This is a genomic window from Microbacterium sp. 1262 (genome assembly GCF_040544895.1).
In the GTDB taxonomy this organism is placed as follows: domain Bacteria; phylum Actinomycetota; class Actinomycetes; order Actinomycetales; family Microbacteriaceae; genus Microbacterium; species Microbacterium plantarum.
Map to the genome: position 1 here is coordinate 1,483,792 of NZ_JBEPKU010000001.1, position 12,685 is coordinate 1,496,476.

Consider the following 12,685-nt stretch of genomic DNA (forward strand, 5'->3'; position numbering starts at 1 on the left):
ACAGCGTCAGGACGGTTCGGCGAGCAGCACAGCCGAAGCCACCCCCGACGAGGCGCGGGTCGCCGCGGCCGCGGCCGCCTCGATCAGGGCATCCGCGTCGTAGCCGACGGCGTCGCTCAGCGCGACGCCGATGCCGATGGCGGGAAGCACGCCGCCCTCGACCGAGCCGAGCGCCTCGAACAGGGAGCGGTAGAGCGCCAGCGCCTGCCGTCGCGCGTCCGCCGCGGATCCGACGACCGTGATGACTCCGATCCGCTCGGCCCCGACCTCGCCCAGAACAGCGAGCGTCGGCGCGTTCGCCGCCATGGTCTTCCGCCACGTCCGTACGACCGCATCGCCTACGTCGAGACCGAATGCGGTGGCGATGTACTCGAGGCCGTCGAGCTCGATGACCCAGACCGCAACCAACTCGCGCCGTGCGCTGGCCCGCTGGGCACTCACGCCGACCGCGCGCCGGAAGCCCGCGATCGTCGCGATCTCGCCCGAACCGGCATCGCGCCCCTCCGGCGAATCGGACCCGCGCACACCGACCCGGCCCGCGCGGAGGACCGACGCACTGACGACCGCCGTGATGGAGAGGACCACGGTGAGGATGCTCGTGGGTATGGAACCCGCCCACAGGTCGAAGACCTCGCCGTATCCCAGCGTCGCGACGATCACGACGCGCACGAGGTAGAACAGCGCCTGCACGCCGAAGACGATGCCGAGCGGGAGCGCGGTACGGGAGGCGCCCAGGGCACCGCGGAAGCACTCCACCGACGCGGCCGCGGCCAGCACGCTCAGCGCTCCGAACATCACCACGGCTCCGGACCAGTCGTCGCCGCCCAGAGCGAACTCGACGGAGGCGGCGACTGCGGCAGCGGTGCCGCCGAGCGCGACGACGACACCGGCTCCGCGCACCGGCCGCCGGTTGTAGGCGCGGCATCCGAGCCACATGAGACCCGTACCGACGACGGCAGCGGTGTTGCCGCACACGACGGCCCAGGCGGTTTCAGGGGCACTGGCCCAGACGACGTAGAACATCGTGGTCAGCACGGCGGAGAGGAATCCGACTGCCCAGAATCGGCCGCTCTGCTCGGGCCGACGCAGCAGAGTATCGAAGATGAACAGCACGGCGCACACCAGCACCACGACGGCGGTCACGAGCGAAACGGAGAACTGATCGATCATGATGTCGCCGTCCCGGGCCGCCGCGCCGGAAGCGTCACCGAGAAAGTCGAACCGACGCCCAGAACGCTGGTGACCGTGATGTCCCCGCCGTGCCTGCGCACGATATCGCGGCTGATCGCCAGACCGAGCCCGTTGCCGGTGACGGACGAATCGCGGACGGCTGCCCCCCGGTAGTAGCGCTGGAACACCGAGCCGAGGTCCTCCTCGTTCAGCCCGACCCCGGAGTCCTGCACGGCGATCAGCGCCCACTGGTCACCGACCGAGGTGGCGACCGAGACACGACCGCCCGGTCGGTTGTACTTGACCGCGTTCGAGAGGAGGTTGTCGAGAACTTGCCGGATGCGAACGGGGTCCGCATAGGCCCGAGCTGGTTCGACGCGGGACACGTCGATCACGATGCCGCGCTCCCCCGCGCTCACGAGGATCGACTCCACGGCAGCGTGGACGATCTCGACGAGATCGATGTCCGCCGGTGAGACGGTGAGCTGCGCCGCGGATTTGTGCTGACTCGACGCCGCCAGCACGTCTCCCACGAGGCGGAGCAGCTGGTCGGCGTTCCGATCTGCGACGCGCAGGTTCTCGAGCGCCGCCTCGGGAACACCCGGCGTGTCGATGGCCAGTTCGAGGTAACCCAGGATGGACGTCAAAGGGGTCCGCAGCTCGTGCGAGACCGACGACACGAGGGCGTCGCGCTCACGCAACGCGTCGGTTTCGGCCGTGACGTCGCGCGTCACGACGACCGCGCCGGAGTCCCTGCCGTCCGGCTCGATGATGCGCCGCGCCGACACGCTCAGAACACGGCGGTCCTCGCCCTGGCCGACCTGGATTCGCGCGTCGGTGAAGGCTTCGCCGTGCCGGACGCGCGCCAGTGGATGCTCGTCAGCAGCCAGCAGTGTCGAGCCGTCGGCCGAGAACACGTCAGGCTGTCCGCTGGTGCGCGACCCGCGCTGCAGGCGCGCGTGGGCGTCATTGATGATCGAGGCCGAGCCGTCCGACTCGATCCGAGCGACGCCGAAGTCGACGCGGTCGAGAGCCTCGGTGAGCACCTGCTCATGTCGGCGCGCTCGCTCGAGAGATTGCGTCAGCACCGTCGCTTGACGGTCGAGGAGCAGCCGCTGTGCGCTGGCGCGCCGGCTGCTGAGGAACGTCGACGTGCTCACGGCGATGAGCAGGAGAGGCAGAAGCAGGAAACCGAAGGATGACGGCGACGACCGGATCACCGCGTCCGTCACGCCGTATGCGGCGAGAGCGAGGAGGATGCCCCCGAGCCAGCCGGCGGCGCCGAAACCCGCCGCGAGCCAGATGACCGGGAAGACCCAGAGCAACCCGAATCCACCGGTCGGCTCGGCGACGCGCATGACGCCGATCGCGACGATGTCGCCCAGCGGGATCAGAGCGAGCCACAGGGGCGGGAGATGCCCCCACGGGACGATGATCGATGCGCCGGTCAGCACGAAGACAGCGGTGACGGCGAGGAAGAACAGGGCCGTGTCACCGCGGAATCCCACCATGAGGCCCGCAATTGCAACGACGAGCACGACGGACGTCGTCACGATCTGATTGAGCATCGCCGACCGCGCGCGGTCACCGTCTCCGAGGACGGCATCCACCCACCGCGGGGGCGCGGGGAGAACGTAGGTCGCGCGCGTTCGTTGCGGCGTCTCGTTCTCCATGCACTGAAACTATCGCGTCACGGACGCCCGCGCGCACGGCACGGCGGAATCTCGTTCCGTCGCCCGGAAACGGCGAAAGGGCCGGAGCGCGAGGCTCCGACCCTTCCGTCGTATCAGTGTGGGCTCAGCGACCCGAGAGCTTCTCGCGCAGAGCGGCGAGAGCCTCGTCGTCGGCCAGCGTGCCGCCGCCGGTGCTCGCGGACTGGACGTCCGACGAGAACGACGAGCCGTTGTCGGCGGGAGCAGCCGCCTCGGCCTCGAGGGCCTTGACGACAGCAGCCTTGTGCGCCTCCCAGCGACCCTGAGCTGCCGCGTACTCGGCCTCCCAAGCCAGACGCTGCTCGTCGAAGCCTTCCTTCCACTGGTTGGTCTCCGGGTCGAAGCCCTCGGGGTACTTGTACTCCCCGTTCTCGTCGTACTCGGTGACCATGCCGTAGAGGGCGGGGTCGAACTCGGTGCCGTAGGGGTCGACCGACTCGTTCGCCTGCTTCAGCGAGAGCGAGATGCGGCGACGCTCGAGGTCGATGTCGATGATCTTGACGAAGACCTCTTCGCCGACCGACACGACCTGCTCGGCGAGCTCGACGTGCTTGCCCGACAGCTCGGAGATGTGCACGAGGCCCTCGATGCCGTCAGCGACGCGAACGAACGCACCGAACGGAACGAGCTTGGTGACCTTGCCCGGCGCGACCTGTCCGATCGCGTGGGTGCGGGCGAAGACCTGCCACGGGTCCTCCTGCGTCGCCTTGAGCGACAGCGAGACGCGCTCGCGGTCGAGGTCGACCTCGAGGATCTCGACGGTGACCTCCTGGCCGACCTCGACGACCTCGGAAGCGTGCTCGATGTGCTTCCACGAGAGCTCGGAGACGTGCACGAGGCCGTCCACGCCGCCCAGGTCGACGAACGCACCGAAGTTGACGATCGACGAGACGACGCCCTTGCGGACCTGACCCTTGTGGAGGTTGTTGAGGAACGTGGTGCGCGACTCGGACTGCGTCTGCTCGAGCAGGGCGCGGCGCGAGAGCACGACGTTGTTGCGGTTCTTGTCGAGCTCGAGGATCTTGGCCTCGATCTCCTGGCCGAGGTACGGCGTGAGGTCGCGGACGCGACGCAGCTCGATGAGCGATGCCGGCAGGAAGCCGCGCAGGCCGATGTCGACGATCAGACCACCCTTGACGACCTCGATCACGGAGCCGGTGACGACACCGTCGTTCTCCTTGATCTTCTCGACGTCACCCCAGGCGCGCTCGTACTGCGCGCGCTTCTTGGAGAGGATGAGGCGACCTTCCTTGTCCTCCTTCTGGAGAACGAGGGCTTCGACCTCGTCGCCGACCTTGACGACCTCGTTGGGGTCGACGTCGTGCTTGATGGAAAGCTCGCGCGAGGGGATGACACCCTCGGTCTTGTAGCCGACGTCGAGGAGGACCTCGTCGCGGTCGATCTTCACCACGGTGCCTTCGATGAGGTCACCGTCGTTGAAGAACTTCAGAGTCTTCTCGACCGCGGCCAGGAAGTCCTCAGCAGATCCGATGTCGTTGATAGCGACCTGCTTGGTGGCCGGGGCGGTCGTTGCGTTAGTCATGTAGTGGGTTGTCCTTGTTGGGTCAGGGTGTCGGGCCGCGAATCCGGGGCTCGTCGTCTCGGGGACGACGGCCGCGATCGAGGCGGATGGTTGTGGATGATGCGTCAGATGCGCATGGCGACGAAGCCACACGAGTGACGATCCAGGGTATCAGAGCGAACCCGCTCGATTCCAGTCCTCCAGCGCTTCCTGCTCGCCGCGGCGGCGCCGGGTGCCCGGCCCGTCCCGATCGGTCACGCGGAGGGGTCGACGACACCACCGACGTAGAGCCATCGGCCGCGTACTCGAGTGAATCGGCTGACCTCGTGGAGCTCTCCGGAATCGGAACCGGAGCGCCACCGGGCCCGGAACTCGACGATGCCCGTGGCGTCGTCCGCGCCGCCGGCGGCCCGAACGACCGTGAGCCCCGTCCACTCCTCCGGGCCGTCCGCCTCGAGATCGTCGGGACGCGTCGCAGGGTGCCAGGTTCGCGCGAGATGGGTACGGTCTCGCACGGCGAACGCGGTGTAGCGCGAACGCATGAGCTGCTCCGCAGTTCCCGCCGCCTGCCCATCGAGGATGGGACCGCAGCAGGCGCCGAACGCGCCGCCGCCGCACGGGCAGGGCGCCGCGTCCGTCGGACGCCGCCTGAGCGCCGCCTCACCGAACGACATGTGCACCACCACTCCGCATCCCTCCAGGCTACGAGACAGCCCTGTGGAAAGTTCCCGCGGGCGGAGGATCGGGCTCGCTACGTTCGGGGCATGTTCGTCCGACGCCGCCATGCTGTCGCCGCCGTCCTCGCCGTCGCACTGCTGACAACCGGATGCGGCTCCCCCGCGTCCTCGCCCACCCCCGAGCCAACGGCGACGGCGCCCTCCCCCACCGACAGCGACACCGCCGCTTTCGCCGCCGCCGAAGCGACCTACCGCGCCTACGTCGACGCCCTCAATGCCGTGGACCTCTCCGACCCGACGACGTTCGAACCCGTCTATGCCCTGACTACCGGGGCGATACTCGAATCCGATCGGAAAGCGCTCAGCGAATACAACGCCTCCGGCGTCACTATGAGCGGCCGGACGGAGGTGCGGCAGGTCTTCCCGCGAACTGTTGACCACAGCTCCGTCGAGCTCTACATCTGCATCGATGTCACATCAGTGTTGCTCTCGGATGCAGAGGGCCGGAGCATGGTGCCGCCGGACCGCGATCCGGTCCAGAAGATGCTCGTAACAGCTGAAATCGACATGCTGAGCCCAACCGGAGCGCGACTAGTCGATGTTGTCAGCTCCACTCAGGGGCCAGCATGCGGCTAACGCCCGTCCTCGTTGCCGTAGTCAGTTTCATTGGCTTAGCTGCACCTCCGGATGAGCCTCCACGCGGGACCATCGGAAGCTGGTCGGCAAGCGCAAGTGGCAGCGAGGTGCTAGTGGGAGCAACTAGTAGGCAACCCGGGTCTGCGCACGGTAACCAGCCTCGCGACGAAACCGACACCCAGCCAGCCCCACCGAGAGACTGCGGGGCGCTGAACCGGTGCGACGACTTCACCGTCTCGCTTCTGCCGCAGGCGACGATCGCCGATGTCGCGTCCTTCGCTCCGCAACCGGGTGCGCTCAGCAGCCAGCCGGCCCGCTACGGTGTCGCCGGGCTCCCGCTCGACTTCCTGATCGCGGCGTCGCAGCACACGGCCACGGGAACGCTGTTCGACCTGCCGGTCACCGTGCGCTTCACGCCGGACGAGATCGTCATCGCTCCCGGCGACGGCAGCACCCGCACCGTCGCAGCCACCGCTCGGACACCGGCGAGCCACACCTACCGCTCGCGAGGCAGCTATGTCGCGACCGCCACCATCCGCTACCGCGCGGAGGTCGATTTCGGCCGCGGCTGGCGACCGGTGCCGGGCGCCCTCGAGATCCCGACCGCCGGGTACACCGTCGAGGTGCTCGAGGCACGGGGAACGCTCGTCGATCGGGTCTGCACCGAGCCGCCGTCGGGGCCCGGATGCTGAGCAGTCTGGGTCAGTACGATGCTGCAGGGTCCGCCTCCCGTGCCAGGATGATGCGATGAGCGACCGACTCATGCTGCTCGACAGCGCATCGGTAGACTTCACCTATGACCCCTACTCGCGTTGTCGGCTATGTGCGGCTCTCTCGGGAGACCGCCGACTCGACCTCGGTAGCTCGGCAACGGCGGATCATCGACAGCCATGCGACCGCCCACGGCTGGACGCTGGTCGACGTCATCGAGGATGTCGACGTCAGCGCGTCAAAGCGTCGTCTCGACCGCCCCGGCCTCGATCGGGTGCGGGCGCTGATCGCTCAGGGCGGCGCTGACGCTGTCCTCGTCTGGCGACTCGACCGCCTTGCGCGCTCGGTTGTGGACTTCGGCACGCTCCTAGACGAGGGGCTTAACGTCGTCTCCTGCACCGAGCCTCTCGATACGACGTCGGCAATGGGTCGCGCGATGGCTGAGGTGCTCCAGGTGTTCGCGGCGCTGGAGTCGAGGACTATCGGCGACCGTCTCCGCTCGACCATCGCCTACCGTGTCGGCCAAGGCGACCGCTGGCGCGGTGGCCCAACACCGTACGGATACAAGTCAGTGCCCCACCCGTCGGGCGACGGCAAGACACTCGTCATAGACCCCGCCGAGGCCGCCTACCTCCGTCAGGCCGCGGACGTCGTGCTCTCGGGCGGCTCGCTCTACAAAGCCATGACGACGCTGAACGCGAGTGGCTCGACTCCGCGTCGCGCGGCGGCGTGGTCGCTATCGAGCCTTCGCGTGGTGCTGACAGGCGATTCGGCGCTCGGGCGCCAATCGAGGCACGGTGCCCCACTTCGCGACGAGGAGGGTGTGATCGCCACGCCCTGGGAGCCCATCCTCACTGTCGGCACGGTCGAGCGACTCCGCGCCATCTTGCAGACCCGTCCGCTCACGATGACTCGACGCAAGGCGTCCCGGCTCCTCTCCGGTGTGCTGACGTGCGCGTCGTGCGGGAGCCGCCTACGCGTCAACTCTCGGCGCACTCAGGGCGCACAGGTCGAGTCCTACGGGTGCCGTGCCAACGGCGACGGCAAGGTCTGCCCACGCCCGGCGAGCATCAACGCGGATCAAGTCGAAACGTTCCTCGTGGGCGAGTTCCTCGCGGTGCTTGGGCGACGCCAGGTTGTCGAGCGACGCGCCGTCGTCCGCGACGTGGTCGGCCTCGCTGAGATTGAGGAGGCCATCGGGTACACCACGGACGCCATGCGTGAGCCCGGCGCCGACATCGCCGCTCTCGTCGAGCGGCTTAACGCTTTGACCGAGTCACGAGGCAAGCTGTCAGCGCAACCCGTCGAGCCGGTGGTCGAGATAGTGGAGACGGGCGAGACCTACGCCGAGCGCTGGGAGCGCTCTGACACCGACGGGCGCCGCGCGATGCTGGAAGAAGTGCTTGGCGGCCCTGTTCCGGTCGTCGCCATCGGGCGAGGGCATAAGCGGATCGACGCCGACCGTGTCGCCGCCCCCTGGCCGTGGCTCGATGAGTCCGCCGCCCGCTACATCGAGCCCGATTGGAGCGACGGCCAAACCTCCCCGAGCGGTCTGGCGTGGCTTCGTGCTCGCGAGACGGAGCGGGCTGGCGCGCCGATCAAAACAACGTAAAGGGCTCCCACCAACGTTATGCACCTAGTGCGCGAGCACCGAGTCGTAGACCAACAGACACCACCGTCATGTGCGTTATGCACCTAGTGACACCCCCTGAGTGCCGCTCCTCAGGAGCACCGGCACTCAATAGTGCCGCTGCTCTGAGGGCCAGCGGCACTGTCAGAATCCGCGCAATCACGGTCGAAAACGGGGCAACAGTGCCGCTGGTCGCTGCTCCCTGACCACTAATCTCTAGTCCGTTCTCCGCCTCATGATTACTAGGTGCATACGACGTCCGCGTTATGCACCCAGTGACACGGCACTAGGGGTCACCGTCCCTGCACCGTCCCTGGCACCGTCCCTGGGCACCGTCCCTGAAAGTTCCGCGTGATGACGGGGTTCTCCGCTCAATAGGGACGGTGGACGGTGCCCCCGCACCACTAATCTCTAATCCCTTGCCCGCCCCATGATTACTGGGTGCATACGACTCGACGTGAGAGCGATTCATGGGCACGCATGGGCACCAAGGCGGTATATACAAGTACTCCACCCGTTACGTATCGGCTAGTCAAAGGAGGTCGCGTGAACGAAAGCCCGGCACCCGTCCTTGTGAGCCGTTCGTGCGCGTCGTGCAAGCGCTCATTCCATGTCAAGCGGAGTGACGCCGTGACGTGCTCGGGAGCATGCCGCAAGCGCCGCTTCGACGCGCGCCGAGCCGCCCTCATCGCTGACCTCTCCGTGTTCGCGCACGAGGCCGCCACCGTCAAGCTCACCGCCTGAACGCCCCACCCCACGACTCCCGCGTCGCTACCCTGCGACGCGTTCCACCCGCCCGCCTCACCGCCGCTCGCGACGGCACGAGGGACAGCGGGCACCGCCAATGCCGGTCGCTCCGGCACGGCTCCCCCTGGCGTCCTCGTCACGGCCCCAAGTGGGCGCCGTGACGAGGACGCCGCCGTCTTACCGACGCCGCCGCCAAGGCGTGGCGCCGTCACCAACCGCTACACGCGGTCTCCACCCTTCCAATCCCAGGCGCATCCGCGCGCCCACCACTCCCTAGGAGACCGGCCACCATGGCTAACACCTTCCAAACCGACGCCGTCGCCGTGGGCGACGTCGCCATCCGTCTCGCGCTCGGCAACCTTCACCTCGGCGAGGTCGCCCAGCGCTTCAACTCCTCCGACTTCGTCGCCGGTCGGGGCGACACCGTCTACCTGACCGTCTCGGGCGCGCTCACGGCACACGGGCGCGCGCTCGACGACATCACCAACGCCATCATCAGCGAGCGCCTCTCCGAGCTCCGCGAGCCGATCAAGCTGGCAACCCACGCCTACTCGTCGGTCATCCTCTCCGAGGCCGACCTCAGCCTCGACATCCGCGACCTCGGCAAGCAAGTGCTCACGCCGCAGGCCGCAGCCGTCGCCGCCAAGATCGAAAAGGCACTCGCCGATGTCGTCAAGGGCATCAGCACCGACGCCTCGATCACGTTCGACGAGGCCAACCCCGTCGCCCTATTCACCAAGGGACGCGCCGCGCTCCGCGCCAAGGGCATCGACGTGGCGGGCGAACCGCTCGTCGCGCTCGTCGGCTCGACGGTCTACGACGCCCTCCTCGACTCCGGCGCACTCGACGCCGAGAAGCTCGGCGGCGACGCCTCGGCGCTCACCAAGGGCGCCGTAGGCGCCCTGCGCGGCTTCGAGGTCATCGAGGACGCATCCGGCGCCGCACCCGGCGAGGTGGTGTTCATGACTAAGCGCGGCTCGCTGTACCTCGCCAACCGCGCCCCCGAGGTGCCGACCGGCGTGACGGGCAACAAGTCGACGCACGAGGGCTTCGAGCTCCGCACGATTCAGGACTACGACGCCGCCTACACGGCGCAACGGTCGGTCGTGTCCACATTCGTCGGCGCGGGCATCCTCCCCGCCTACAAGGCGACCCGCACCGAAGATGTCGCCATCCAAGGCGAGGAGGACTTCGTCGCCGGGTCCGTGACGCTCTCGCCCATCCCGGGCGGCGCGACCGTCAAGGCCAGCATCACGAGCATCTAACTGGTGCTCACCCCGGGCGCCCCGGCGCCACTCGCGAGCCCGCCCAACCGCGCGGGCGGGCTCGCGCCCCACACACGACAGGACACCCCCAACATGCCCTCCACCGCGCTCCCACTCACCGACCCCACTGGCACCCGCCGCGAGGCGTTCCTCGCCCTGGTGCGCGACGAGGACATCATGCATACGCTCGACGGCATCGCCGACGACACCATCGTCGGCCTCGGCCTCGGCCTCGCGGTCGAGGCTTATGAGCGCCGGTGGGACGGCACGCGCGGACTCGCCGCCGCCCGCTTCGGCATCCCCGCCGACGTCGTCGAGCTCCTCGCCGCCGCCGCGCTCACCGCACTCCTCCCGACGATGGGCGCCGTCGTTCTCTCCCACCCCAACGAGGCCACCCTCGCCGAGCTCCGAGCCTGGCTCGCCTCGCACGGCTACCGCGCCACTCCTGCGCGCCGCTCCGCCAAGAGCGAGGGGCGCCGCCGATGAGTGACTCGCACCGCGTCACCGTCGACGACCTCGACGCCATCGCACCTCTCCTTCCCCGCCGCGAGCGGCACCGCCTCGCCCACCACCTCAACCGGCGCCTCCACTACGCGACCGAGTCGCCCCGGCGCGCGCCCCTGGGCTACCGCCGCCCGTACTCGCCTCGCCAATGGGAGGCCCTCCCCGAGGCCAAACGGGTCGAGGTACTCACCGGCCACCTCGTCGCCCAATGGATCGAGGACGGCCATGCCCGTCACCGGGAGGTCTGAGCGCCGACCCACTCAAACCGCACGACGCCGCTTGTCATGGCGCGAGTCGTGACCTCATGGCCCGTCACGGCTTGACGGGCGCGGTGAGTGCACACGGCGGGACTCGTGACCCCGCGCGGTGTGTGCCCGGGGTCGGCTGAATACCGGTGCGACGGGCAACCCCACTCCCATCGACGTCTGACTCCCCCATGGTCGCCTCGTCGAGCTCCGAGCCGGCGGAGACCCGTCTTACCGCCACCGGCTCACCACGAGCTGTCAGCGTCGACGGCCCGCCCCCTCGGGGGCCTTGTAAACGCACGTTCACCCCGAGCGTCGCCGCTCTCGCTGCCCGATCCCACCGCACACACCTCTAGGAGGCACGAAACGAGCACGCCCGCATCCCATGCCCGACTCGTTCCCATCCGACCGGGGACACGCGCGCCGCGGCGACCCTAGCCGAGCTTCGCACCTGGCTCGCCTCGCATGGCTACCGCGCCACCCCGGCGCGCACCTCGGCCAAAGGGCAAGGCCGCCGTCGATGAGAAACTTGCATCGCGTCACCGCCGACGACCTCGACGTCCTCGCCCTGCTCGTCCCGCGCCGCGAGCGGCACCGACTCGCCCACCACCTGATCGCCGCCTCCGCTACGTGACAGGATCACCCCGACGCGCCCCACTCCGCTACTAGCCCGCAGGACGCTCGCTGATCGCAGAGCATGTCGCCCGCATGCTTGGGCGTCCCGCGCTACATTCGGCCCATGACGAACGACGACAGCATGGCCTTCGCCACCTGGCTTCAGGTTGCAGCTTCGCTTCTCTCGATCGTCCTCGCGCTAGCGGGCCTTTGGATCGCTGTTCGGGTGGCGCGCGAGCAGCGCAACAACCGAGATTTCCAGCTTGACCGCGAGCTCGCCGACGAGTTCGGCCGACGCCTCGACAAACTCCTCGCTGAGTTGCAACGCGGACGCATAGATGTGACAACCGCCAGCCTCGGCTACAGAGACGCGCTGAGAGAATGGGCCAGCCGAGCAACCCATACTTCGATCGGTCGAGAGCGCCGCGAAATCGAGTCGTTCCTCACGGACATTGAGATGAGTGCAGCGCGAGGCATGCCCGCCAGTCGCCAAGAGCGTGCAGACGTTCTCGCCGCCCTGTCCTATTCAGGCGCGTTCCACCGTGCGCAGCACATCACGCGCGCGTGGTCCTATCCTGAGCAGCGCCGTGATGTGCTTACAACCGTTCTCCGCGACCGTGCTGCTGCGATGCCGAATCCACGATCCAGCCCGGACGTTCAAGCGCAACGCTGGCTCCTCGTGTCTGACCCACATAGTTGGCGAACGATTCGAGCATTTCGCACGGCTCGCGTCTACTGGCTCATGGCCCTCGACGACATTCGGCGAAAGCGAGTCCGACAGTCCGTGCGCGAGTGGACCATCGAGCGTCGCGGGGAGCGAGCCGAACGAGCCGCCTTCAAACGACAGCAGCGCGCCGCTCGCGCAGGACTGACAATCGCCCGACCGGACAGGCCCGAGTAGTCGCGGCGGCAGGAATACGATGTGCTCGTGGACGCCCGCAGCCTACGCGCTCAACTCCAAGCTGACCTTGAGTCTGCGATGATGCGGGTCGCGGTCGCTAGCGGCGCTCGCGACGAACTGCGGCGCGCGTTAGTAGAGACTCTGGCTCACCTGTATGCCTGGCGGGAGCATGAGCGTCGCGAGTACGCACGGAGGACTGGGACACACGTTCGAGGTTTCGCCGACGTTGCGGAACCAACCGGTCAGATCTTAGAAGCACTGCTGCTCTGGCGCATCGTTGCGCAGCACCATCCAGAACAGTTGGTCGAGCTACGCGTTCTGCCCCTGCTGTCAGGGCCCGGCGTTTACCC

General features: G+C 68.2%; 11 protein-coding genes. 7 read left to right on the forward strand and 4 right to left on the reverse strand.

Annotation, left to right across the window (positions count from 1 at the left end):
* Positions 1–6 precede the first annotated feature (6 nt).
* The 4 genes from ABIC53_RS07100 to ABIC53_RS07115 all read right to left on the reverse strand — a co-directional run bounded on the left by ABIC53_RS07100 (position 7) and on the right by ABIC53_RS07115 (position 5,189).
* Positions 7–1,170, reverse strand: a complete 1,164-nt coding sequence (locus ABIC53_RS07100) for a diguanylate cyclase domain-containing protein (RefSeq protein WP_354450853.1) — start codon at positions 1,168–1,170, stop codon at positions 7–9.
* The gene (locus ABIC53_RS07105; RefSeq protein WP_354450855.1) at positions 1,167–2,843 is read right to left on the reverse strand and encodes a sensor histidine kinase; all 1,677 of its coding nucleotides are present in this window, start codon (positions 2,841–2,843) and stop codon (positions 1,167–1,169) included. The genes ABIC53_RS07100 and ABIC53_RS07105 overlap by 4 nt, the downstream gene beginning before the upstream one ends.
* Positions 2,844–2,967: 124 nt before the next feature.
* Complete coding sequence (gene rpsA / locus ABIC53_RS07110) at positions 2,968–4,425, reverse strand: 30S ribosomal protein S1 (RefSeq protein WP_023951490.1); 1,458 nt, start codon at positions 4,423–4,425, stop codon at positions 2,968–2,970.
* Positions 4,426–4,658: 233 nt separating this feature from the next.
* Entirely contained in the window at positions 4,659–5,189 is a 531-nt protein-coding gene (locus tag ABIC53_RS07115) for a YchJ family protein (RefSeq protein WP_354450857.1), read from the reverse strand.
* On the opposite strand from ABIC53_RS07115, the gene ABIC53_RS07120 reads away from it, so the two are divergent.
* From ABIC53_RS07120 to ABIC53_RS07150, 7 genes are all read left to right on the forward strand, one after another.
* Complete coding sequence (locus ABIC53_RS07120; protein ID WP_282502390.1) at positions 5,169–5,717, forward strand: hypothetical protein; 549 nt, start codon at positions 5,169–5,171, stop codon at positions 5,715–5,717. The genes ABIC53_RS07115 and ABIC53_RS07120 overlap by 21 nt on opposite strands.
* A gap of 107 nt (positions 5,718–5,824) precedes the next feature.
* The gene (locus ABIC53_RS07125) at positions 5,825–6,409 is read left to right on the forward strand and encodes a hypothetical protein (protein ID WP_282502388.1); all 585 of its coding nucleotides are present in this window, start codon (positions 5,825–5,827) and stop codon (positions 6,407–6,409) included.
* A gap of 104 nt (positions 6,410–6,513) precedes the next feature.
* Complete coding sequence (locus tag ABIC53_RS07130) at positions 6,514–8,040, forward strand: recombinase family protein (protein ID WP_354450859.1); 1,527 nt, start codon at positions 6,514–6,516, stop codon at positions 8,038–8,040.
* A gap of 1,055 nt (positions 8,041–9,095) precedes the next feature.
* Positions 9,096–10,070 (forward strand): major capsid protein, encoded by a 975-nt coding sequence (locus ABIC53_RS07135; RefSeq protein WP_354450861.1) that lies wholly within the window; start codon positions 9,096–9,098, stop codon positions 10,068–10,070.
* 93 nt (positions 10,071–10,163) lie between these two features.
* A complete protein-coding gene (locus tag ABIC53_RS07140; RefSeq protein ID WP_354450863.1) occupies positions 10,164–10,556 on the forward strand; it encodes a hypothetical protein in 393 nt (130 codons plus the stop codon).
* The gene (locus ABIC53_RS07145; RefSeq protein ID WP_354450865.1) at positions 10,553–10,822 is read left to right on the forward strand and encodes a hypothetical protein; all 270 of its coding nucleotides are present in this window, start codon (positions 10,553–10,555) and stop codon (positions 10,820–10,822) included. Before ABIC53_RS07140 ends, ABIC53_RS07145 begins: the two co-directional genes overlap by 4 nt.
* Positions 10,823–11,558: 736 nt before the next feature.
* A complete protein-coding gene (locus ABIC53_RS07150) occupies positions 11,559–12,335 on the forward strand; it encodes a hypothetical protein (protein ID WP_354450867.1) in 777 nt (258 codons plus the stop codon).
* Positions 12,336–12,685: the final 350 nt, after the last annotated feature.